The 24576-nt window shown below is 31.3% G+C and carries 21 protein-coding genes and 2 tRNA genes; 16 read left to right on the forward strand and 7 right to left on the reverse strand.

Going from position 1 to position 24576, the window contains the following annotated elements; translation table 11 throughout:
- The first annotated feature begins 55 nt into the window (after nt 1–55).
- The 7 genes from WNY60_RS13000 (at nt 56) to WNY60_RS13030 (ending at nt 7276) form a co-directional block, all read left to right on the forward strand.
- Nucleotides 56–745, forward strand: a complete 690-nt coding sequence (locus WNY60_RS13000) for a DUF6089 family protein (protein WP_292942625.1) — start codon at nt 56–58, stop codon at nt 743–745.
- Between the two features lies 1 nt (nt 746).
- Nucleotides 747–1487 carry an isoprenyl transferase gene (locus WNY60_RS13005; RefSeq protein WP_186439243.1) on the forward strand — a complete coding sequence of 247 codons (741 nt, stop codon included), beginning with the start codon at nt 747–749 and terminating at the stop codon, nt 1485–1487.
- A gap of 10 nt (nt 1488–1497) precedes the next feature.
- Nucleotides 1498–4074, forward strand: a complete 2577-nt coding sequence (locus tag WNY60_RS13010; RefSeq protein ID WP_261375356.1) for a POTRA domain-containing protein — start codon at nt 1498–1500, stop codon at nt 4072–4074.
- A gap of 232 nt (nt 4075–4306) precedes the next feature.
- Nucleotides 4307–5320 carry an OmpH family outer membrane protein gene (locus WNY60_RS13015; RefSeq protein WP_342862608.1) on the forward strand — a complete coding sequence of 338 codons (1014 nt, stop codon included), beginning with the start codon at nt 4307–4309 and terminating at the stop codon, nt 5318–5320.
- A gap of 42 nt (nt 5321–5362) precedes the next feature.
- Nucleotides 5363–5872, forward strand: a complete 510-nt coding sequence (locus WNY60_RS13020) for an OmpH family outer membrane protein (RefSeq protein WP_145003490.1) — start codon at nt 5363–5365, stop codon at nt 5870–5872.
- Between the two features lie 63 nt (nt 5873–5935).
- Nucleotides 5936–6715 (forward strand): glutamate racemase, encoded by a 780-nt coding sequence (gene murI, locus WNY60_RS13025; RefSeq protein ID WP_342862609.1) that lies wholly within the window; start codon nt 5936–5938, stop codon nt 6713–6715.
- A gap of 144 nt (nt 6716–6859) precedes the next feature.
- Nucleotides 6860–7276: a hypothetical protein gene (locus tag WNY60_RS13030; protein WP_145003484.1), complete on the forward strand. Its 417-nt coding sequence runs from the start codon at nt 6860–6862 to the stop codon at nt 7274–7276.
- Between the two features lie 332 nt (nt 7277–7608).
- On the opposite strand, the gene rpsU is transcribed toward WNY60_RS13030, so the two are convergent.
- The 4 genes from rpsU to WNY60_RS13050 form a co-directional block, all read right to left on the reverse strand.
- Nucleotides 7609–7803, reverse strand: coding sequence for a 30S ribosomal protein S21 (gene rpsU, locus WNY60_RS13035; RefSeq protein WP_028283445.1), 195 nt, complete (start codon nt 7801–7803; stop codon nt 7609–7611).
- A 102-nt stretch (nt 7804–7905) separates the two neighbouring features.
- A complete protein-coding gene (locus WNY60_RS13040) occupies nt 7906–8769 on the reverse strand; it encodes an RNA polymerase sigma factor RpoD/SigA (RefSeq protein ID WP_145003481.1) in 864 nt (287 codons plus the stop codon).
- 158 nt (nt 8770–8927) lie between these two features.
- Complete coding sequence (locus WNY60_RS13045; RefSeq protein WP_342862611.1) at nt 8928–11594, reverse strand: AsmA-like C-terminal region-containing protein; 2667 nt, start codon at nt 11592–11594, stop codon at nt 8928–8930.
- A 91-nt stretch (nt 11595–11685) separates the two neighbouring features.
- Nucleotides 11686–12390 carry a queuosine precursor transporter gene (locus WNY60_RS13050; RefSeq protein WP_145003474.1) on the reverse strand — a complete coding sequence of 235 codons (705 nt, stop codon included), beginning with the start codon at nt 12388–12390 and terminating at the stop codon, nt 11686–11688.
- A gap of 72 nt (nt 12391–12462) precedes the next feature.
- Here WNY60_RS13050 and folK point away from each other — a divergent pair, with 72 nt between their 5' ends.
- The 3 genes from folK to WNY60_RS13065 all read left to right on the forward strand — a co-directional run bounded on the left by folK (nt 12463) and on the right by WNY60_RS13065 (nt 16542).
- Entirely contained in the window at nt 12463–13599 is a 1137-nt protein-coding gene (gene folK, locus WNY60_RS13055; RefSeq protein ID WP_339809210.1) for a 2-amino-4-hydroxy-6-hydroxymethyldihydropteridine diphosphokinase, read from the forward strand.
- On the forward strand, nt 13586–14068 hold the full coding sequence (locus WNY60_RS13060) for a GyrI-like domain-containing protein (RefSeq protein WP_342862612.1): 483 nt from the start codon (nt 13586–13588) through the stop codon (nt 14066–14068). Before folK ends, WNY60_RS13060 begins: the two co-directional genes overlap by 14 nt.
- 128 nt (nt 14069–14196) lie before the next feature.
- Nucleotides 14197–16542: a hypothetical protein gene (locus WNY60_RS13065; protein ID WP_342862613.1), complete on the forward strand. Its 2346-nt coding sequence runs from the start codon at nt 14197–14199 to the stop codon at nt 16540–16542.
- Between the two features lie 13 nt (nt 16543–16555).
- Here the strand turns inward: WNY60_RS13065 and WNY60_RS13070 are convergent, their stop codons facing one another.
- Nucleotides 16556–17089, reverse strand: a complete 534-nt coding sequence (locus WNY60_RS13070) for an RNA methyltransferase (protein WP_342862614.1) — start codon at nt 17087–17089, stop codon at nt 16556–16558.
- 99 nt (nt 17090–17188) lie between these two features.
- Between WNY60_RS13070 and mutS the strand changes: the two genes are divergently transcribed.
- The 3 genes from mutS to WNY60_RS13085 all read left to right on the forward strand — a co-directional run bounded on the left by mutS (nt 17189) and on the right by WNY60_RS13085 (nt 20080).
- Nucleotides 17189–19801 (forward strand): DNA mismatch repair protein MutS, encoded by a 2613-nt coding sequence (gene mutS / locus WNY60_RS13075; RefSeq protein WP_145003459.1) that lies wholly within the window; start codon nt 17189–17191, stop codon nt 19799–19801.
- A gap of 95 nt (nt 19802–19896) precedes the next feature.
- Nucleotides 19897–19968 (forward strand) — tRNA-Gly (locus WNY60_RS13080).
- 28 nt (nt 19969–19996) lie between these two features.
- Nucleotides 19997–20080 (forward strand) — tRNA-Leu (locus tag WNY60_RS13085).
- A gap of 134 nt (nt 20081–20214) precedes the next feature.
- Here WNY60_RS13085 and WNY60_RS13090 read toward each other — a convergent pair.
- Both WNY60_RS13090 and WNY60_RS13095 read right to left on the reverse strand, forming a co-directional pair.
- Nucleotides 20215–20469: a hypothetical protein gene (locus WNY60_RS13090; protein WP_145003456.1), complete on the reverse strand. Its 255-nt coding sequence runs from the start codon at nt 20467–20469 to the stop codon at nt 20215–20217.
- A gap of 86 nt (nt 20470–20555) precedes the next feature.
- On the reverse strand, nt 20556–21791 hold the full coding sequence (locus WNY60_RS13095; protein WP_342862615.1) for a glycosyltransferase N-terminal domain-containing protein: 1236 nt from the start codon (nt 21789–21791) through the stop codon (nt 20556–20558).
- A gap of 120 nt (nt 21792–21911) precedes the next feature.
- Between WNY60_RS13095 and WNY60_RS13100 the strand changes: the two genes are divergently transcribed.
- The 3 genes from WNY60_RS13100 to WNY60_RS13110 all read left to right on the forward strand — a co-directional run bounded on the left by WNY60_RS13100 (nt 21912) and on the right by WNY60_RS13110 (nt 24546).
- A complete protein-coding gene (locus tag WNY60_RS13100; protein ID WP_339809203.1) occupies nt 21912–23069 on the forward strand; it encodes a DegT/DnrJ/EryC1/StrS family aminotransferase in 1158 nt (385 codons plus the stop codon).
- A gap of 101 nt (nt 23070–23170) precedes the next feature.
- Nucleotides 23171–24190 (forward strand): UDP-glucose 4-epimerase GalE, encoded by a 1020-nt coding sequence (gene galE, locus WNY60_RS13105; RefSeq protein WP_339809202.1) that lies wholly within the window; start codon nt 23171–23173, stop codon nt 24188–24190.
- Between the two features lie 164 nt (nt 24191–24354).
- A complete protein-coding gene (locus WNY60_RS13110) occupies nt 24355–24546 on the forward strand; it encodes a hypothetical protein (protein ID WP_028283458.1) in 192 nt (63 codons plus the stop codon).
- Nucleotides 24547–24576 lie beyond the last annotated feature (30 nt).

Consider the following 24576-nt stretch of genomic DNA (forward strand, 5'->3'; position numbering starts at 1 on the left):
GATCAAATTGTTATAGGCTAATCTTATTTATTATATTTGCAAACTTTGAAGATTTATGAAGCAGTTAACAGTAGTAGTTTTAACATTTTTATGCATACAATTAAGTAGTGCACAAATCAACGAGTTTGGGTTGTATTTGGGTGGTTCTAATTTTATTGGAGATGTTGGTGCTACAGACTATATTGCACCTAGCCAATTAGCAATTGGTGCTATTTATAAATGGAATAGAAGTCCTAGACACTCTTATAGGATATCTTTGACCTTTACAGAATTAGAGGGAATAGATAACGACTCTGACGATCCAAGCAGACAAATTAGAGGATTTGAATTTAATAATCAGATTATAGAATTATCTGCTGGTTTAGAATTTACTTTTTTCGATTTTGATTTACATCAAGGTAACTTTGTAGCAACACCATACTTATATACAGGGTTTAGTGTGGCACAACACGATAACTTTTATTACAATAATTTAGGAGAAACGCAGTCTGAGGACACACAAAGCTATGCTTGGGGAATACCAATGGTAATTGGTTTTAAAGCAGCTGTGACACCAGAGTTTGTCTTAGCTTTTGAAGTTGGAGCACGTTACACCTTCTCAGACGAGTTAGATGGAAGCGTTCCAGACGCAGGAGAACTGTCAAGCAGAAGTTTTGGGAATTTAAATAATAATGATTGGTATACTTTTACAGGCGTAACGTTAACTTACACCTTTGGAAAAAACCCATGTTACTGCGGATTTTAAAGTGAATATGCAAGACCAAATAAATAAAAAACAGTTACCAAAGCACATTGCCATAATTATGGATGGTAATGGTCGTTGGGCAAAACAAAAAGGTATGTTGCGTGCTTTTGGTCATGAAAATGGAACAAAATCTGTACGTCAAACTGTAGAGTCTTGTGCAGAATTAGGTATAAAACATTTAACATTGTACGCTTTCTCTACAGAGAATTGGAATCGTCCAAAGTTAGAAGTTGATACATTAATGAAGCTCTTAGTATCTTCATTAAAAAAAGAAATTAAAACACTTTTAGATAATAATATTAAACTAAAAGCTATTGGTAATTTAAAATCTTTACCAAAAAAAGTATATAAGGAGTTGCACGAAGTTATGGATTTAACTAAGGACAATACACACATGGATTTAACTTTAGCATTAAGCTATGGCTCTAGAGAAGAGCTGCTAAATGCTGTTAAAGAAATAAGTACTAAAGTTAAAAATAATATAATTTCTACAGAAAATATTGACGAATCGGTATTTAATGCACATCTTTACACGCAGACGTTACCAGATGTAGATTTACTTATTAGAACAAGTGGAGAGCAACGCATTAGTAACTTTTTGTTATGGCAAATAGCTTATGCAGAATTGTACTTTACACCAGTACTTTGGCCAGACTTTACAAAGCAACACTTATGTGAAGCTATTATAGAATATCAAAAAAGAGAACGACGATTTGGGAAAACCAGTGAACAAATTAGCTAAACAATTACCATTGAAAACAATTTTAAATTACACCTTGTTAGCACTGACGCTTATTAGTGCTTTATCTGTTAAAGCACAAGATTTAAGCTACGAAGACGGTAAAAAATTAATTCTAGCCGAAATTACCGTAAAAGGGAACACTAGTTTTAGTGAACAAACCATTATAACCTATTCCGGATTAAGAAAAGGTAGTGAGGTAATGATTCCTGGAGAAGAAATTAGTGACGCGATCAAAAAACTATGGAAATCTAACCTATTTAATGATATCGAAGTTTACTTGCTTAAAGTAGAAGGCGATAGTGCTTTTGTCGAAATTAGATTAACAGACCTTCCAGAACTTAATGAAGTTAAAATTACTGGTGTTAAAAAAGGTAAACACGAAACAATTCTTAAAGAAAATAAGCTTCAAAAAGGTACTAAAGTCACTGAAAACTTAGTAACTACTACAAAAAATTATTTAGAGAATAAATATAAAAAAGACGGTTTTTTAAATGCCAATGTGCAAGTAAAAACTACCGAAATTAAAAACGACTCAATAGCCAAGTCTCTTGTAAACATGGTGGTTGCTATTGATAGAGGTCAAAAAGTTAAAGTGAAAAGTATTGATTTTGAAGGTAATAGTGTTTTAAGCGATAAGAAGCTTAGAAAAGCTATGAAAAACACTAAAAAAATTAATCCTATTAGAATTTTAAAACGTTCTAAATTTATTGAAGCAGACTATAAAGAAGACTTATCTAGCTTAATCGATAGATATAAAGAGGTTGGATACAGAGATGCTAGGATAATTTCTGACTCGTTAATTATTAATGATAATAAAACAGTATCATTAAATATTAAATTAGAAGAAGGAGAAAAGTACACTTTTGGAGAGGTAACATTTATTGGTAATACAGTATACTCTGATGAGGTTTTAAAAAGAAAGCTACGTATTGAAAAAGGAGATACATATAATGGTGTACAACTTCAAAAACGAATTGCAGATAATACAAAGCCTGATGGTGATGATTTAACAAATTTATATCAAAACAATGGGTATTTGTTTTCAACAATTAATCCAGTTGAGGTTAATGCAGATGGTAATGTAATTGATATGGAAATTAGAATATCAGAGGGTAAACCTGTATATTTTGATAAGGTATCTGTAGTTGGTAACAAAAAGACTAACGATCACGTTATTTATAGAGAGATTAGAACAAGACCAGGCGAATTATATAGTAAAGAAAACGTAGTACGTACTATTAGAGAGCTAAGTCAATTAGGATTTTTTGATGCAGAACAGTTAACGCCTAACTTTAAAAATCCAAACCCAGAAGAAGGATCGATTGATATGGAATATTCTTTAGTAGAATCAGGTTCTAGTCAAATCGAACTTCAAGGAGGTTACGGTGGAGGAGGTTTTATAGGGACTTTAGGATTATCTTTTAATAACTTTTCTATTAAAGACCTTTTCAAAAAAGATGCTTATAAACCAATCCCAATGGGAGACGGTCAAAAATTAGCATTAAGACTACAAGCTAGTAGATTTTTCCAAACCTATAGTTTTTCATTCTCTGAGCCTTGGTTAGGAGGTAAAAAACCTGTACAGTTTTCAACATCATTATCGCACACAAAGCAATTTTTATATGATGCAACTACTGGAAATGCAGATAAAGACAAACGTTTTAATATTACAGGTATAACTTTTGGATTAGCAAAACGTTTATCAACACCAGATGATTTTTTCACATTATCACAAGCTGTAAGTTTTCAACATTACAATTTAAAAAACTATAATACTGGATTATTTACGTTTGGAGACGGTTACTCTAATAACTTATCTTATACATTAGGACTAAGCAGAAATAATACATTTAATGATCCTATTTTCCCAATGGGAGGATCAAGTTTTACTGCAACAGCAAAACTATCTATACCTTACTCTATGTTTAGTAGTGTAGATTATACTGCTTTAAGTGTAGAAAGAGCAGAGAATCAAGCAATTGTTAATGATGGAAATGCAAACGTTATTCTTAGAAATGAAGCTGCAGCTAGAATTAGCGAAATTGACCAAGAACGTTTTAAATGGTTAGAGTTTTATAAAATTAAATTTAAAGGAGATTGGTATACTAGATTAGTTGATAAACTAGTACTTAGACCAAGTGTTGAATTTGGATTTTTAGGAGCTTATAATCAAGACAGAGGTGTGATTCCTTTTGAGCGTTTCTTTGTTGGAGGAGATGGACTAGGTAGTTATAGTTTAGATGGTAGGGAAGCAGTTGCATTACGTGGATATCCTAACCAAGCATTATCTTCTCAAGATGGTGGTACAATTTATAACAAATTCTCATTAGAATTAAGATACCCAATTACATTAAAGCAATCTGCTAAAATATATGCCTTAGGGTTTTTAGAAGCAGGTTCATCTTATGATAATTTTAAAGACTACAATCCGTTTACACTTAAAAGATCTGCAGGATTTGGAGTCCGAATCTTTATGCCAGCGTTTGGATTATTAGGTATAGACTTAGGTCATGGATTTGATCCTTTACCTGGTGGATCCGTTAAACATGGATGGGAAACTCACTTTATAATTGGTCAACAATTTTAATTAATAGCTTATAATCCTAATTAAATCAGTAAATAACAATCATAGTTTTTTTGTTTTTTATATTTTTGGCACGATATTTTCTAATAACCTAACAAGGATTTGATAAAAGAATTAAAATTTTTAAAATTAAAATTCGTTATTTTGAAAATACTTACTCAAAAAAACTATTCACTTAACAATGAATCAAGTTATTTTGAGTTTATAATCAAGAAATAATAAAACAAATTCCAAAATGAAAATAAAAGTTCTTATTGTATTGGTAATGCTAGCTGCAGGTTTTTCTGCTAGTGCACAGCGTGGCGTCAGGATTGGTTACATAGATACAGAATATATTTTAGAAAACATTCCAGAATATACAGATGCTACAAGTCAATTAGAAAGCAAAGTCCAAAAATGGAAAACAGAAATAGAAGGTAAGCTTAATGATGTTAAACAAAAGCGTGAAGCGCTTAATAACGAAAAAGCCTTACTAACTAAAGAACTGATTGACGAGCGTGAAGAAGATCTATTGTTTGAAGAAAAAGAGATTTTAGATTATCAACAAAAACGTTTTGGTCCAAATGGAGATTTAATTATCCAGAAAAGACAATTAATGCAGCCTGTTCAAGATCAAATTTTTCAAGCAGTGCAAGATATTGCTAAAGCTAAAAAGTATGATTTTGTTTTTGATAAATCAGCAGACGTAGTCATGTTATATTCGGCTGAGCGATTTGATATGAGTGAGCAAATTATCAGAACTATTTCTAGAGCATCAAAGCGTACACAAGCAAAAAATAAGGCAGAAAGAAAAGAAGCTAAAGACGAAGATGTTATAGTAGAAATAAATGATGCCCAAGAAGAACGTCAAAAGATATTAGATGATAAAAAAGCAGCAAGAGAAGCTGCGACAGAAGCAAGAAAAAAAGAAATATTAGAAGCTAGAGAAGCTAAAAAGCAAGAAGCAGCAGACAGAAGAGCTAAAATATTAGAAGATCGTGCAAAAGCAAGAGAGGATAAGCTTAATGAAAGAAATGGTAATACTGAAAGTGATACCAATGACGCTCCTGAAAATGTAAATGAAGACGAAAGCGCTAAGCAAGATCAAACTCCTAAAACAAGAGAAGAGATTTTAGAAGAAAGAAGACAACAAAAACTTGCAGATAGAGCAGCAAGAAAATTAGAGCTAGAAGCTAAAAAGAAGAAAATCTTAGAAGACCGTAATAAAGCTAAAGACGAAAAGCAGAGCGAAGACAACGAGGATAACTAAGACAACTATTAATAATTATAACACACAAATACTTTTTAAAAAATGAAACAAATTAAAACACTTTTATTTGCAGCAGCATTATTTATTGGTGCAACAAGTTTTACAAATGCTCAAACCAAAGTAGCTCATATTGATACAGGAGTCCTTGTAGAGTCTATGCCAGAAATGACTTCAGCTAGAGCTGAAATGGAAAAAATGGGTAAAACATATGAAGCAGATATCCAAGAAATGGTACAAGAATACCAAACTAAAGCTAAGCAATATGAAGCTGAAGCACCTACAAAAACTAACGAAGTAAACCAACAACGTGGTGAAGAGTTAGCACAAATGCAACAAAGTATCCGTCAGTTTCAAGCAGACTCTCAACGACAAATAGAAAAAAAGGAATTAGATTTATTAAAGCCAATTACAGAAAAAGCTAAAGCAGCTATCTTAAAAGTTGGTAAAGCACAAGGTTTTAATTACGTATTAGATTCTTCTCAAGGATCTGGAGTAATTATGGCTGCAGGTAAAGACCTTTTAAAAGACGTTCAAAAAGAATTAGGATTTTAATTAAAATCCCTTTCAAATTAAAAAAAGCTGTCTAACTTTAGACAGCTTTTTTTATTTATAATTATGAGTAAACAACCCATTGGTATTTTTGATTCTGGAGTAGGTGGAACATCCATCTGGAAAGCCATTCATGGATTACTTCCTAACGAGAATACAATTTATCTTGCAGATAGTATTAATGCACCATATGGTCCAAAAGGAAAAGAGGCCATTATAGCGCTTTCTGAGAAAAATACAGAGTATCTGCTTAATCAAAACAGTAAGTTAATTGTAGTGGCTTGTAATACAGCCACGACTAATGCTATTAAACACCTTAGACAAAAATATAAGACGCCTATTATTGGTATAGAACCTGCTATAAAACCAGCAGCTTTAAATACAAAAACTAAAACCATAGGTATTTTGGCTACTAGAGGTACCTTAAGTAGTGAGTTGTTTCACAACACCTCTTTGTTGTATAGTGATGGTATTACAATTATTGAGCAAGAAGGCGAAGGTATTGTACAATTAATAGAAAGCGGTAATATCGTATCTAGTCAAATGACAGATTTGCTTAAAACGTATCTTAAACCTATGATACAAGCAAATATTGATTATCTAGTTTTAGGGTGTACACATTACCCATATTTAGTTCCTCAGCTTTTAAAACTTTTACCAAGTCATGTTAAGATTATAGATTCTGGTGCTGCAGTTGCTAGACAAACTAAAACGGTGTTGGAACAACACGGTTTACTAAATCAAGTAGTTAGTAAACCTGCTTTAAAATTTTATTCTAACGGTAATCCTATTATTATGAAAGGTTTGTTAGATGGTGAATTTGAAGTTGAATTTTTAAGCTTTTGACCCAAAAAGACCCAAGTGTGGTTTTAACCACAGCAATATTTTTAAAAAAATGGCTTTTTCGATTAAATGCATTGTTTTTTGAAAAATAAATTAGTTTAGAAGTTTTTTTTTTTTTTTGATTTGAGCAACCTAATATAAATCAATATGAAAAAATCAAAAAACCAGTTGTCAATTTTACTTTTTTTAAGTCTCTTTTGTGTCTTTACTAATTGCGAAAAGGAAGATGATTTTTTAAGTAAAGAATTAAATGAACTTAAAAATTCAAATAAGAAGCTAAACGCAGAGTTAGATTCTCTTAAAAAATTATATATAAATCCATTTAAGCAATACGAAAACATCGTTCTTGATGAAAGCAAAAATAATCCTGATTCCATAATTAATGAATATGAAAAATTAATTAAAAATCATCCTAATTCATTTTGGAAACATGAATCAGAACGAAGAATTAAAAATATTGAAAAAAGAAAAAAATATTGGACTAAAAAAAATGGTTGGAAATTAAATGACATTCCCAAAAAGCCTCTAAATGATGAACAAAGTATAAGTTGTCCTGGATGTTAAAATATCTAATCTGTCGAGACCTAACCTTAATAGGAATAATCAAGGTCGTTTTACTTGTTTATGTGGATTTGTAATCCGCGACTACAAATAATTATAACAAATAGCTTAGACGCTTACAGGTATGAGTCCGATCTCAGATTAACGATAGTAAGGGTTTTAAGTGTTTTTAAGGTTGTATTTTAAGTTTATATAACAACTGTTAGGTTGATATAAACACGTTAAAATAAGCACTACACTTCTCTAATAATATAAGATTATTACCAAATAAAAGTCAACAAAAAAACCACGACATTTAAAAATGCGTGGTTTTTTTATATAAATAAAGTAGTTAATTATATATTCTCTGCGTCTCTAAGACCTTGAATATAACTAGCTTTTTGTATCTGTCTTCTGTTTTTTACAGATGGCTTAGTAAAGTATTGCTTCTCTCTTAAGTTTTGCATAACTTTTACGTTTCTGTGCTTACGTTTGTAACGTTTTAGAGCACGTTCTATATTTTCGCCTTCTTTTATTTCAATTCTTAACATATCTAAATTTTAAATCTGGTGCAAATATCTATTAAATTAAAATATAATTCAAATTAATATTGCATTTTTTTACTATTTAATATCTAAAAAAGTCTATTTAGTTTATCCTAAATAGGTTTTTAATATCTTACTCTTAGAAGTTTGACGTAAACGTCTGATTCCTTTTTCTCTAATTTGTCTTACACGCTCACGTGTTAAATCAAATGTACGACCTATTTCGTCTAGTGTCATTGCTGGTTGATCACTTAAACCAAAGTTAAGTCTAATAACATCACTTTCTCTAGGTGTTAAAGTTTCTAAAGCTCTGTCAATCTCAGTATTTAATGACTCACGCATTAACTGCGTATCTGGATTTGGAGAGTCGTTAGAGCTAACTAAGTCATATAAGCTATAATCTTCACCTTCTTTTAAAGGTGCATCCATAGAGACATGTCTACTAGAAATCTTCATGGATTGCTTTACATCACTTATAGTCAAATCAAGCTCTTTTGCGATTTCTGAAGCGCTAGGAGGTCTTTGATTAACTTGCTCTAGGTGAGAGGTTACTTTTCTAATTTTATTTATAGATCCAATTTTATTTAATGGTAATCTTACAATTCTAGATTGTTCTGCTAAAGCAGAAAGAATTGCTTGTCTGATCCACCAAACAGCATAAGATATAAATTTAAATCCTCTAGTTTCATCAAAACGCTTGGCAGCTTTTACAAGTCCAGCATTACCTTCATTAATTAAATCTGGTAATGTTAATCCTTGGTTTTGATATTGTTTTGCAACAGAAACTACAAAACGTAAGTTAGCAGTGGTAAGTAAATCTAAAGATTTTTGACAGCCTTCTCTAATTTTTTGAGCTAACTCGACCTCTTCCTCTGCTGTAATCATGGGAAGTTTGCTAATGTCTTGTAAGTATTTGTCTAGTGATTTAGATTCGCGGTTGGTAACTTGCTTGGTAATTTTTAATTGCCTCATTCAGTCCAAATTGTTTTAAAGTTATACCTACAATCTAACATTATTTTTGACATTTCCTAATTATTAACAATTTCTTTTTAGGAAAAAGCCCAAACGACTAAAATTCATTAAAAAAACATATAAAAACGACTATTAAATGTTAAAGTTTTAAAATACTACTACTTATCCTTTTTGCCAAACAAGCCTTTTATTGCATCTTTTACTTGGTCTTTAGGCTTGTCATTTGTAGTTTTGGTTGTGTCTTTTGGCGTGTTATTTCCATTTAGTATGTTTCCTAAAACATCCTTAACACCACCATTACTTTGTGTTGATGTACTGTCTTTTGGTTTGTTTCCGCCTAATATGTTACCAACAACATCGGTAAGTTTGTCTTTACCTTTATTAATAAGTTTTTGTTTTTCTATTTCAATTAATTGCGAGGTTAGGTTTTTTACACCACTTGTTAAGTCTGTAGTTACTTGTGGTTTTAAAGTGTTTCCAGAAATTGTTGCGGTCACAGGTATTTTAATATCATTTACAGCTGCATCATTTATTTTGTTTATTAAGTTGTTGACTTCTGTACCTAGATATTTTGCTGGTACATCTAATACAACTTGATAATTCATCGTGTTACTAAACGTGTGTGATCCACCAACAGTCATTTTAATATCTTTATATTTTATATCAAAAGGATTAACGCTAACCTGACCATCATTAAAGGAGAGTTTTGTTTTTAAATCTTTTAAATCTAATTTACTGAAATCTAAAAAGTTTAATTTACTTTCTAATAACGAAAACAATTGTTTGTTTTTAGGTTCTATTTTGGTTGTTAACAACTCTGCTAACGCGTTTCCTGATATCGAGTTTAAAAGTGGTGTGAAGTCTTCGCCTAATGTACCAGACAGGTTAATTGAGCTATTTAGTTTTCCTTGTAAAGCTTTAGTTATTGGAGCTAGTGCTTGTAATAAATTTAAGTCATTAAATGATTGTGCGATGTCAAAGTTTTTTGCACCAACATTCATATTAAAAGTAGGTTTTGCTGTTTTGGTGTCTATTAATCCTTCTAGACTTAAATTACCATTAAATATACTAGAGGTTACATTGTTTAATTGTGCAGTCTCATCTGCGATTTTAAGACTTCCTTTAACATCTTTTAATATTAAGTTATCATAATACACAGTTTTTGCATCTGCTATAATGGTACAATTTAAAAATGCTGGAATTTTTAAAGCAGTAGCAGGTTCTGTACTTTGATTGATAGGTGCTTTGCTGCCTCCTTCAACCATAAAATCGCTAATTTTAAAGACATTAGACTTAACATTAAAGTTTCCTTCTAGTTTTTTATCACTTAATAAAAAGCCAAGTAAATTATTAATACTTCCAGTTGCATTTAGGTCTGATTGACCTGTTGTAGCTATAAAATTATCTAAAGTGATAGTGCCTGGATTAAAATTTATGGAAGCTTTAGAGATGTTAATTGGATTTACAATATCTGCAGATGAAAACACAAAATCCGATAGACTAACGCTTCCGTTATTTTTAATGCGTTCATAGGCATTAGTTTCAATAGCATTCATGTCAAAACTAGTATTTAGTTTTGCTTTTAAAATTCCTTTTAATTCATTTTCTAACTCAATTGGGTAGGCTTTTGTTAAGTTTGCTAAGTTTAAAACACCATCTAAATTAGCATTAACTAACATGTTTTTGGTTAAATTTTTAATAGTGGCCGAACTCTTAAATTGATCTTGGTCTATTTTAAAATTTAATGTGTTAATGTTAACATAAGTATCATCTACGATTCCGTTATCATTTTTAATTTCTACGTTTATATTAATGTTTTCTACACGTTTAGGTAGTTCGGCAAATTTAAAAGAGGCATTGTCTGATAGTATATTAATATCTAATGTCGGAATGGTAGTCTCAGTAGACTGACCTTTAATTATTCCATTTATTTTAAAGTTACCACTAGTATCAACATTGTCTAAGTTTTTAGCATAAGTTTTTGGTATAACAGCTAAAAAATCTTTAAACGTAGATCCTGGATTTTCAAATGAAATATCAATATCCTGACCAGCTTCTATTAATTGTACATAGCCTTTAAACTCTAATGGTAAATCATTAATTAAAGCTTTGTTTTCTTTAAAAGTATATTTACTGTTTGTTAAATCTAAATCTATTAAGGCGTCTAGTTTTAAACTGTTGTTGCTTAAAAATTCCGTGCCATCCATACTAAAGGTTACGTTGGCTTCTGTTTTAGTGTCTAATTCAGATACATCACCAGAGAAGGTTCCGTTTCCGGAATGATTTAAATTGGTAATTTTAAATATAGTATTGTTAGTTTCATCTAAATAATTAAACGCACTGTTGGATATGCTGTAGTTTTCTATATCAAAAACAAACCCATCACTACTTGAATTGTTATCTGTTGTTGGTGTGTCAGATGCTTTTGCAATATCCCAATTTACAGCACCATCTTTATTAGTCTTTAAATTTACAAATGCATTATCAATTGCTATTGAGTTGATAATTATAGGCTCTTCGCTAGCATTTTTAAAAAGCTCTTTAATAGACATGTCTAACGATAAGATTTGGACTTTAGCTAAAGTATCGTTTTCAAAAGGAGCCACATTGGATATTGTTAAATTGTCTAGAGTAACGTTAGCCTGCGGAAAGCTTCGTATAAAACTTAAGTCTACATCATCAAAAGTGACTTTGGCATTTACGCTTTCATTAATATAATTTCTAACCATATCCTTTATTTGACTTTGGAAAATAAAAGGACTTGCAATTAATAAGGCTACAAGAATTAGTAATGATATACCTGCGATTTTTAGCTTCTTTTTCATTAAATGGTGTTGTTTAATCTTTTTTCTATCTACGTATAGATTAAGTAAATAGTTGTTTAAACAAAAGTATTTAATAAAAGTTTAGCATTTGTTAAAGTAGTTGTAATTCTTCGTTTTGCTTAAGTTTAAAGCGTTTTTTAAATAAGTAAACACCCAAGTATAAAAAAGGCGTATCAAACACTGCAATTATAACTTTAAATATAAAACCGCTAATTAGTAAACCTGCAAATCGGTCCCAACTAATCTCACCAAAAGCACATAATAAAAACAGTACAGAAAAGGTGTCAACAAACTGCGATAAAAAAGTCGAAAAGTTATTACGTAGCCATAAATGCTTGCCTTTAGTAATGCGTTTCCAAAAATGATAAATCTGGATGTCTACTAATTGTGCTAATAAATAAGCCATCATGCTAGCAAAAACAGCAATCATGGTATTACCAAATACAGTAGTAAATAGGCTATCATTAACAGGCGACCAGCTTGTTGCAGAAACAGCATTAGCGGTAAAGACTATTAATAATGAAAAAAACGAAGCAAATATTCCGCCAATAACTACTTGATTAGCACGTTTTTTACCGTAAATCTCACTTATTAAATCCGTGATTAAAAAGGTGACTGGATAAGGTAAAATGCCTACGGAAACTTCAAATAATTTTGAACCAAAAATTTCAATATCAAAAGGATACCAATAAAAAAATTTTTGAAAAATAAGATTAGATACCACTAAGGAGGTTATAAAAAGCGCACCTAGAAGTAGATAGATTTTTTGAGCAAGCAATTTGTCTTTTAAGGTCATAAAAACTTATTAACAGATTTGATAAAGATAAGCACTAAGTGAATTTCTTTTAGTTATTTTGCTGAAGAAATTATGCAGGAGATTAAAACAGTATACATAGCATTAGGAAGTAATAAAGGCGATAAGTTTAAAAACTTACAAAACGCTGTAGACGCTGTGTTTGCAGAAGTTGGGACTATTATAAGTATAGCAAAAGTGTATCAAAGTAAAGCCTTTGGGTTTGAAGGTGATGATTTTTTAAATACATGTATTGCTGTAAAAACAACGCTTAAACCTAAAAAGGTTTTAAGTGTGTTGATGCAAATTGAAAAAAAATTAGGACGTACTCCAAAGCAAACAGAAGGGTATGAGTCCAGAATAATAGATTTAGATATTATATTTTTTGAAGATGAAATTATTGAAGATAAAAATTTAATAATTCCGCATCCCGAAGCTCATAAACGTCGTTTTGTATTGGAGCCTTTACAGCTAATTGCAGGCAGTTTTATCCATCCAAAACTAAAACAATCTGTTGATGATTTGTTAGCTATTTGTGAGGATACTAATGAATTAGAACAAATTAAAATTTGGTTGAAAAACCCAAATAAACAATTTGACTTTTCTAAACATAATTATATTGCTATTGAAGGTAATATTGGAGCAGGTAAAACCAGTTTGTCCACACAAATAGCTTCCGATTTTAATGCTAAGTTAGTGTTAGAGCGTTTTGCAGATAACCCTTTTTTACCAAAATTTTATAAAGAACCGCAACGTTACGCCTTTACTTTAGAAATGTCTTTTCTTGCAGATCGTTACCAGCAAATAACAGACGACTTAGGACAATTAGATTTGTTTAAAGATTTTATTGTAAGCGATTATGATGTTTTTAAATCTTTAATTTTTTCTAAAATCACACTGCAACCAGACGAGTTTAAGCTGTATCGTAAACTATTTTACTTGATGTACAAAGATATTGCAAAACCAGATTTGTATGTCTATTTATACCAAAATACAGAGCGTCTTCAGGCTAATATAAAAAAACGTGGTCGTAAGTATGAAAGCGAAATTGAAGATGATTACCTGGAAAAAATTAATGCAGGTTATTTGGAGTTTTTGAAAAGTCAAACCGAATTTAATGTCAAAATTATTGACATCTCAGATAAAGATTTTGTTAAACATAGGTCAGATTATTTATGGTTATTAAAACAAATATGTAATGATGACGCCTAAAATTATAACATCCAATGCAATTTTGGTAATTGGTTTAAAAGATAGCTTGACCTTTATAACCAATGCGCAAGGAACTGGTGATTTAGCACGTCAGTTTATGCCAAGACTTAATCAAATCAAAAATCGTGTTAGTACTCAAAAATTATCTATTCAGATTTATCACGATTTTGATTATGCTAAAATGACTCCAAATACAACTTTTGAAAAATGGGTTGGAGTAGAGGTGTCTAATTTTGATACTGTGCCTCAAAATATGGCAACGTTAATAATAAAAAAAGGACTGTATGCTGTGTTTAATTATAAGGGTAAACCAGATGGTTTTTTTAAAGCGTGGCAATATATACATACGACTTGGTTGCCTGAGTCTGGTTACAGCTTAGACGATAGACCGCATTTTGAAAAACTTCCAGAAGATTATCATCCTTCAAATCCTGAAGTTGAAGAGCAAATCTGGGTTCCTATTATTTAATCCTTACTTGGTTAAAGTAACGCTTCTTCTGTTTAGTTGCATTTTTATTTTCTAAGCTTTAGTATTTATTTCGCTGATTTTGTGTAATTTGATTGGCAATCAATCAATCAATCAATCAATCAATTAAAATGAAATATAATCTAAGGTTTGTTTTTATTTTTATTACGCAACTTGCATTCGCGCAAAGTAATACTTTCGATTCTGTTATTAACGCCTTACAAAAAGACCAATTACTTTTTGAAAAAGTGTATGTGCATACTAATAAAACAAGCTATTCTGCTGAAGATGTTATTTGGTTTAAAGCCTATGTTTCCGACGCTTATAATAAGCCTTCTGTACAAACATCTGTATTATATGTAAGTTTATTTACGGATAATGGTATTCTTATAGACACTAAAAATATCTTAATCACAAATGGTGTTGGTGTTGGACAATTTCAGTTTTATCAAGATTTACCAGAAGGGTTTTACTTCATCCAAGCTAATACTAATTACATGAAAAACTTTGGAGAGACTTATACCTTTGTTTCTAAGGTTTTTATAAAAGGAAATATCCCAAAACCTAAAACAAACACATTAAAGCATACAGTGTATGACGCTCAGGTGTTTCCGGAAGGCGGTTATCTTTTAGAGGATGTTAACAATACATTAGGGTTAAAGGTATTGGTCAATGGTAAAAGCAGTGCATTTAGTGGACGCGTTTTAGATTCAAATCAAAAAGAAATTACCACAATTAATGAGGATCATTTAGGGATGGGTCTTGTAAGGTTTAATTATAAACCTTCAGAATCTTATGTAGCCGAGTTTTTTATAAAAGACACTATTATAAAAGTTATGATTCCTGAGGCAAATAAAAAAGGAGTTTCAATAAAGGTTAATTCTTCAAATAAAGATATTGTTAGTGTAAAACTTGAGTCTAATCGTGCAACATTAAAAACTATTAATCCTAAGTACACGTTATTGTTTCATCAAAAAAATAAAATATTTGATTTTGTTCAGTTAACAATTCAAGATAGTCTGCCTGTAGTCTTAGAGTTAAATAAAAAGTCCTTATTTAATGGCGTAAATACCGTTACTGTTTTTGAAAATAATAGTCCAATTTTGGAACGACAGTTTTTTGTGTGTAAACCGGAAAAATATTCAGCAATTGAAATTGAAAAATTAAATGTTCTTCAAGATTCTATTATATATCAACTTAAATTAAACGGTTTAAATGTAAAAAGTAACTTAAGCATTTCAGTGCTTAAAGCAGATACAGATTATAAACCATATACAACAATACAAAGTGCTTATTTGTTATCGCCTTATGTTAAAGGCTACGTGGAAAATCCAGAGACATATTTTAATCAAAACACTAAAGATAAAACTAAAAAGATTGATTTGTTACTTTTAACTCAAGGTTGGTCGCAGTATACGACTAAAGCTTTTGTGGATTATAACAATCCTAAATATAGTTATGATTTTGAATCTGGTTTTAGTCTAACAGGTACAGTAAGTCCGTTAAAGTCAAATAATTTAGTGTTACTTTCTGATGATAATCAAATTGTGGCTAAAACGTATTTAAATAATAAACTTAATTTTCAATTTAAAAATTTAATAGCGTACAAAGGGGATTCAATAAAAATAAGTTTTATTCGTAATGGACAACAATTAGTCAAGCCTCTTAACATGTATTTTGATAGTGTTCCAAAGCTAACAAATAGTTTAAATAGTTTTTATTACAATAAAAATAATGGAGCGCCTTTAGTGGTAGATGATTTTTATAAAACAAAGCACGAAAATAATGTTTTGGATTATGTATATACTAACTCAACTTACTTGGATACAGTGAAGCTTAAATCTAGTAAAGCGCATAAGATGAGGTTAGATAGTAGAGCTTTTATGAAAAAATATAGAGAAAACGAAGACAGTATAATGTTTTATGACCCAATGGAGATTCCAGAACAATATTATAATAAAAATCTAACTTTATTTGAATATTTAAAAGCAGCGGAAGGTGCTAGTTTGGTTAGTTGGAGAGGTGTGGAAACTTATCTTGTAGCCAGAGGTATGGAGGCGTTTTTAAAAGTGGATGGTAAAGGGATGGATACTTATAGCTTGCCTAGTGCCTTGCAAATGAGGATGGAAGATATTAGTGATATAGCTTTTAGAAGAGAATCAAAAATCACCATTTTTCATGTGTTTACTACAGAAAATTATAAAAATAATATAACGGAATTATTCAGAAAACATTTTTTTGAATCAGGATTTGACAAAGCAAAAACTTATTATACTCCCAAATATATTAATACTTCAGATAATTTAGAGCAAGAGGTGGATTGGAAGCCAATAGTTGTTACCGATAGCAAAGGGCAATCGGTTTTTAAAATAATCAAAGGTACAAAAACAAATTATTTGCTTTCCATACAAGGGTTTTCCGATAATGGTGATTTAATTAGCGAAATAAAGTTTTTAAACGATATGCTAGTTGAATAATTTTTATTTAAACTTATAAGGCTTTTAGTTTGGAGAATATATCCCAAGTCACAACACCACAACTTACACTAATATTAAGCGAGTGTTTGGTCCCAAACTGAGGGATTTCAATAACAACATCGCTTGCGTTGACTACATCTTGAGCAACACCTTTGACTTCGTTACCAAAAACCAAAGCATATTTTTTATTAGTTTCGACTTTAAAGTCGTCTAACATAGTGGCATTTTCAGCTTGCTCAATAGCACAAATAGTGATATTTTCTGATTTAAGTTTTTCAACTAAATCTAAAGTGTTTTCAATATGTTCCCAAGCTACAGTATCTGTGCTGCCTAAAGCTGTTTTGTGGATGTCCTTATGTGGTGGTGTTGCAGTGATTCCGCATAAGTATATTTTTTCAACTAAAAAGGCATCACTAGTTCTAAACACACTACCTATATTATTTAAACTTCTAATGTTGTCTAAAACAATAATTATTGGTGTTTTTTCTGCAGATTTAAAGTCGTTTACACTCAATCGGTCTAATTCGCTGTTTTTTAGTTTTCTCATCAAAATAATTGTGAATAATTATCAATAACTAAACTTAAATAGACTTCTTAAAAAATCAATATTTAGTTACATTGCAAACTTAATAAAAACGTATATCCTTTGGCAACAAAAAGCAAAAAAGTCACTCCGTTAATGAAGCAATACAATGCAATCAAGGCTAAGTATCCTGATGCAATGTTATTATTTAGAGTTGGGGATTTTTACGAAACCTTTGGCGAAGATGCTATAAAGGCAGCAGGTATTTTAGGTATTACTTTAACTAAACGAGGCGCAGGAAGTGATAGCGAGACAGAGCTGGCAGGTTTTCCGCATCACTCTATAAATACCTATTTGCCTAAATTAGTAAAATCAGGAGAGCGTGTTGCTATTTGTGACCAATTAGAGGACCCTAAGCAAACCAAAAATATCGTTAAGCGTGGTGTTACAGAATTAGTAACGCCAGGAGTTGCACTAAATGATGAGGTGTTGCAATCCAAAACAAATAACTTTTTATGTTCGGTTTACTTTGGTAAGGTTAATATTGGGATTTCGTTTTTGGATATATCTACAGGAGAGTTTTTAACCTCACAAGGAAATCAAGAATATATAGATAAGCTACTTCAAAATTTTAGTCCAAGTGAAGTTTTAGTTGCAAAACCAAAGCGTAATACATTTACAGATCATTTCGGAGCAGATTTTCACACGTTTAATCTTGAAGATTGGGTCTATCAATCAGATTATGCAAATGAGACATTGTTAAAACATTTTGATACTAAGTCCTTAAAAGGATTTGGAGTTGAAAATTTAAATGAAGGTATTATAGCTTCAGGTTCTATACTTCATTATTTAGCCGAAACACAGCATAACAAACTAGAGCATATCTCTTCAATTTCGCGTATAGCAGAGGATGACTATGTATGGATGGACCGTTTTACCATCCGAAACCTCGAGCTTTACAACTCTACAAACAATAATGCAGTTACCTTACTAAATATTATTGATAAAACCATTTCTCCAATGGGAGGACGATTGCTTAAACGTTGGCTAGCATTGCCTTTAAAGCAAATAGATCAAATCAAGCAACGTCACGAAGTGGTGTATTATTTAAAAACAGATGGTGTTGTATTGGACAAGATTCAGCATCATATAAAGTTAATAGGCGATTTAGAGCGATTAATATCTAAAATAGCAACACAAAAGGTTAGTCCTAGAGAGGTTATTCAACTTAAAAATTCTTTAGAAGCTATAATCCCTATTAAGGAGTTGTCATCTAATTGCGACAATGAGTCCCTTAAAGTTATAGGAGATAATTTGCAAAGTTGTAATGTGCTTCGCGAAAAAATTAAAGAAACTTTAAACGAGGAAGCACCAGTTAATATCTTAAAAGGAAGCACGATTGCTGCTGGATTTTCATCCGAATTAGATGAGCTTAGAGCATTGTCTACTTCAGGAAAAGATTATTTAGATAAAATGTTACAACGCGAAAGCGAGCGTACAGGGATTACATCTCTTAAAATAGCATCTAATAATGTTTTTGGATATTATATAGAAGTAAGAAACACACATAAAGATAAAGTTCCGGAAGAGTGGATCCGTAAACAAACGTTGGTAAACGCAGAGCGTTATATTACTGAAGAACTTAAAGAATACGAATCTAAAATTCTAGGAGCAGAAGAACGCATCATGGCAATCGAGCAAAAATTATTTGCAGATTTGGTACAATGGATGAATCAATATATAAAACCAGTACAGCAAAATGCGTATTTAATAGCCAAAATAGATTGTTTATGTGGTTTTGCACAATTAGCATCAGATAATAACTATGTATATCCAGCATTAGATGACTCGCATGATTTAGATATTATTGATGGTCGTCACCCAGTTATTGAAAAACAACTACCAATTGATCAGCCTTATATTGCTAATAATGTGTTTTTAGATAGAGATGCACAACAAATAATAATGATTACAGGACCAAACATGTCAGGTAAATCAGCAATCTTACGTCAAACAGCATTAATAGTGTTATTAGCTCAAATAGGTAGTTTTGTGCCTGCAAAGGAGGCTAGAATAGGTGTTGTTGATAAAATATTTACACGTGTAGGTGCAAGTGATAACATATCAATGGGAGAATCTACGTTTATGGTAGAGATGAATGAAACAGCATCTATCTTAAATAATATCTCAGATCGTAGTTTAGTCTTGTTAGATGAAATTGGAAGAGGAACAAGTACCTATGACGGAATCTCTATTGCTTGGGCTATTAGTGAGTATTTACACGAGCATCCAGCAAAACCTAAAACGTTATTTGCAACCCACTATCATGAGTTAAATGAAATGACAGAGACCTTTGAGCGTATTAAAAACTTTAATGTCTCTGTAAAGGAGTTAAAAGACAATGTGCTATTTCTGCGTAAGCTTGTTCAAGGTGGTAGCGAACATAGTTTTGGTATACATGTAGCAAAAATGGCTGGAATGCCACAACAAGTGCTAAGACGCGCTAATCAGATCTTGAAAAAACTGGAAAAAAGTCATTCAAGCGAAGAATTGACAGATAAAGTAAAATCGATGCAAGATGAAATGCAATTAAGCTTCTTTAATTTGGACGATCCATTGCTTGAAAATATAAAAGAAGAGATTTTACATATCGATATTGACACCTTAACACCTGTTGAAGCTTTAATGAAGCTAAATGAGATCAAACGTATGTTGGTGAAAAAGAAGCAAGTATAAATTTTTTTAATTTTTTTTCAAAAAAAGCTTTGTACTTTGTATAAAAGTACTAAATTTGCAACCGCAATACGATATTGCACGTTCATTTAAAGACTGCGAAAGTAGCTCAGGGGTAGAGCATCACCTTGCCAAGGTGGGGGTCGCGGGTTCAAATCCCGTCTTTCGCTCTGAGAATTTTCCTTAAAATATTCCTTCGCTCGGGTGGTGGAATTGGTAGACACGTTGGACTTAAAATCCAATGTCCATTAGGACGTACGGGTTCAAGTCCCGTCCCGAGTACTAGACCTCTTGTTAATCTTATGATTTTCAAGAGGTTTTTTCATTTATAAAAGTTGAAACCAAGTCCGTTTAAAACAAAAAAACCTTATCAATTGATAAGGTTTTTTAAATTTAGTAAGTATAACAAAAAAGAATTAATCTTTTTTCAAGTCATCAGATACCTCATTGACTGCATCTTTAACAGATTCTCCTGCTTCCTTAGTTTCATTTACAGCATTATCTATTGCTTTTCCTGTAGCTTCAAATCCATCTTCAACAGCTTCACCAGTCTCTTCAGCAGCATTCTCAATAGCGTCTCCTGCTTGTTCTGCGTTATTTTTATCCTCTTCTCTACAAGATGTAAAAGTAATTGCTGATACAAGAGCAGCACTTAATAGTAATTTTTTCATTAGTTATTGTTTTTAGTGTTTAATATGTTATCAAACATAATACTTAAATTAGTAAATAAAGAATTATGCGTTTGGTACATAGTGCTTTATTTACGCAAGTACTGCATGATTTGGATTACAGCTCCTTTGTTTTTTTTAATAAAATCTTCGTTTTGTTTACCGGTAGTTAATCTTAAATCTGTATCGCTTATTAAACTATTTAATACAATGCTTAATTTTTCAAAATTAGAAATTGATTTGACACCTTTATTTTTAATCATATCAAACGCTTCTGGAAATTTTTGATAGTTTTTTCCAATAATTATAGGGATTCCAAATACAGCAGGTTCTAGTATATTATGTAATCCAGTGTTGCCCATTGCACCACCTATATAAGCTATATCAGCATAACTATATGTTTTGCTTAGTAAACCAATGGTGTCTAAAACAAAAACGTCATATTGTTTTAAATCCTGTTTTTCTTTTTTGGAAAATAAAATAGTAGGCTTAATTAAGCCTGACTGGATATTCTCTATTTGTTTAGGCTTAATATTATGCGGAGCAATTATAAATTTAACAGGTGTACCACTATAATTATTAATAAATTTAATTATTAACGACTCGTCTTCTGGCCATGAGCTTCCAATAACGATACATAGTTTATTGTTTTTAAATGCTTTAATAAACTCTAAATTATTATCTATGTTTAATTGGTTTGATACACGATCAAATCGTGTGTCACCAGAGATGGTTACATTTTTATAATTTATAGATTCTAAAAGTTTCTTAGAGGTTTCATTTTGAGTAAATATGTGTTCAAAAGCAAATAAAGCCTCTCTCGTTTGACTGCCATACCATTTAAAAAAAGATTGATCTTTTCTAAATACAGCGGAAATTAATATGGCTTTAAGATTTTTATTTTTTAATTCATTTAAATAATTAGGCCATATTTCATACTTAACAAATACGGTTAATTCAGGATTAACAAGACTAATAAAACGCTTGGCATTCTGTTTTGTGTCTAACGGTAAGTAAACAACAAGGTCCGCAAAGGGAGCGCTTTTTCTTATTTCGTAACCTGATGGTGAAAAAAAAGAGAGTATAATTATATGATTTGGATAATCCTTTCTTAATTCTGTAAAGATGGGTAAGCCTTGCTCATATTCGCCTAAAGACGCACAATGAAACCATAATGTTTTTGACTTCTTATGTAATAATTGATTTAGTTTAGTAAAAGTTGTCGCACGACCATTAACCCCTAATTTAAGTTTAGTATTAAACAAACTTAAAAGTTTTAAAACAACAGAAGTAAGTTGTATTGCTATATTATAAAGTAAATTCACGTATCTATTTTTGCTAAAATAAACAATTCATTGCTTAGCGTTTGGTATTTTTGTAAATTCGATAATTATAAATTAAAAGTAAAGCTAAGCTTCTTAAGCTAGTTTACCATATATACAGACATGAAAAAAATACAAATGGTTGATCTTAAAGGTCAATACGCAGCTATAAAGGATGTTGTAGATTCTTCAATTCAAGAAATAATTGACAATACAACTTTTGTTAATGGACCTAAAGTACACGAGTTTCAAAAAAACTTAGAAAACTACTTAGGTGTAAAACATGTCATTCCGTGTGCAAACGGGACAGATGCCTTACAAATAGCAATGATGGGATTAGGTTTAGAGCAAGGTGATGAAGTCATAACAGCAGACTTTACCTTTGCAGCAACCGTTGAGGTAATTGCTTTATTAAAGCTAACTCCAGTTTTAGTAGATGTAGATCCAGAAACTTTTAATATAGATATAGACGCTGTTAAAAAAGCCATTACGCCAAAAACCAAAGCGATTGTACCTGTCCACTTATTTGGTCAGTGTGCCAATATGGAAGCATTAATGGATTTAGCAAAACAGCATAATTTATATATAATAGAGGATAATGCACAAGGTATTGGTGCAGACTATACCTATTCTGATGGTACTAAAGCAAAATCAGGAACCATTGGTCATGTTGCATCAACCTCGTTTTTTCCATCTAAAAATTTAGGGTGTTATGGAGATGGAGGAGCAATATTTACTAACGATGATGATTTAGCACACACCATAAGAGGGATTGTAAATCACGGAATGTATGAGCGTTATCACCACGACGTAGTAGGTGTAAACTCGCGTTTAGACTCAATACAAGCAGCAGTCTTAGATGCAAAATTACCTAAATTAGATAGCTACAATAATGCAAGACGTAATGCAGCTAGAAAATATAACGCAGCATTTAAAGACATAAAAAACATAATTACACCAAAAACCGTAAATGGATGCGAAGGTATTTGTGATACCTGTAACTGTCACGTGTTTCATCAATACACATTAAAAGTTAAAAATGTGGACAGAGACGCTTTGGTAAAGCATCTAAACGATAACGGAATCCCATGTGGTGTATATTACCCAATACCGTTGCACGCGCAAAAAGCTTATCGCGATACAAGGTATAACGAGGCCGATTTTACAGTTACCAATCAATTAATAAAAGAAGTGATTTCATTACCAATGCATACCGAGTTGGAAGATGATCAAATAGATTTTATAACAAAAACTATTAAAGATTTTATAGCAAACAATTAGGACGTTACCACAAGGGTCGGGCTATCCACTAAAATCTTTTTTTGCCATATATGGCAGCAAAAAAAGGATACCGTTTCTATCCCTAACGCACGCATAAGCAAATGAAGATACTAGTTACAGGAGGTTTAGGCTTTATAGGGTCGCATACAGTTGTTCAGCTTCAAAATAGTGGATATCAAGTCGTAATTATAGATAATCTCTCTAATGCCTCACTAGAGGTGTTAGAAGGTATAGTATCTATTACAGGGCAACCACCAATTTTTGAAAAACTTGATTTAAAAAGTAAGGTAGCAGTACAAACCTTTTTTAAAACGCATCAAGACATACAAGGCGTTATTCATTTTGCTGCAAGTAAAGCAGTAGGAGAGAGTGTGGTTAATCCATTAATGTATTATGAGAACAACGTAAACACTTTAGTTTATGTATTACAAGAGTTAACAAAATTAAAAGTGTCTAACTTTATTTTTAGTTCGTCATGTACCGTTTATGGTCAGGCAGATAGTATGCCAATATCCGAAACAGCACCAATTAAAGAAGCTCAATCACCTTACGGTAATACTAAACAAATTGGAGAAGAAATTATAAAGGATACTTGTCAAGTATATCCTAATTTACAAAGTATAGCATTACGATATTTTAATCCCATTGGAGCGCATAAGTCTGCAAAAATAGGAGAGTTACCCATTGGTGTTCCTCAAAATTTAATACCATACATTACACAAACAGCAATAGGTAAACGTGATCAGTTATCCGTGTTTGGTAATGACTATCCAACAAAAGACGGAACCTGTGTTAGAGATTATATACATGTTGTTGATACAGCTAAAGCACACGTTGTTGCTTTACAAAGATTATTAAATAATGAAAATCAATCCAATTTTGAAGTGTTTAATATTGGTACAGGACAAGGGAGTACCGTTTTAGAAGTGATTAAAACTTTTGAAAAAGTATCTAATATAAAGCTAAATTATAATATAGTAGACAGACGACCAGGAGATGTAGTAACTGCATACGCAGACACATCTAAAGCAAATAAAATTTTAGGTTGGCAGGCAGAATATGATTTAGAGGATGCTATTTTATCCGCTTGGAATTGGCAAAAGACTTTAAAAAAGGATTAACAAATCCTAAATTAGATAGTATATTGACTGATAATCTCTTAATTTTCGCGTCTAATTTTTAGAGATTTCATATTAATATTCTGATTAACAATATTTTAGTTGTTTAAATTCGTTGTTGGTAATTATTCTGTTTTACTTTGTACGCTAATGCAAATGACAAAATAATGAAATTGATTACAGTAAAACGTCAGACAAGACAAGAAAACAGATTTGCTCCTAAAATGGGACGACTAAATGCTAAAGTAACTTATATTAAAAAACAAGTGCTAGGTATACCAGTAAAAACGTTACATAAATATCGTGAAACGTATTACGGAGAAGTAAAAGATTGCAGAGATTGTAATTTAGCAAGATAAATAAAAAAGCCTCGATTTAAATCGAGGCTT

This window comes from Olleya sp. AS48 (assembly GCF_038900355.1).
Lineage (GTDB): Bacteria > Bacteroidota > Bacteroidia > Flavobacteriales > Flavobacteriaceae > Olleya.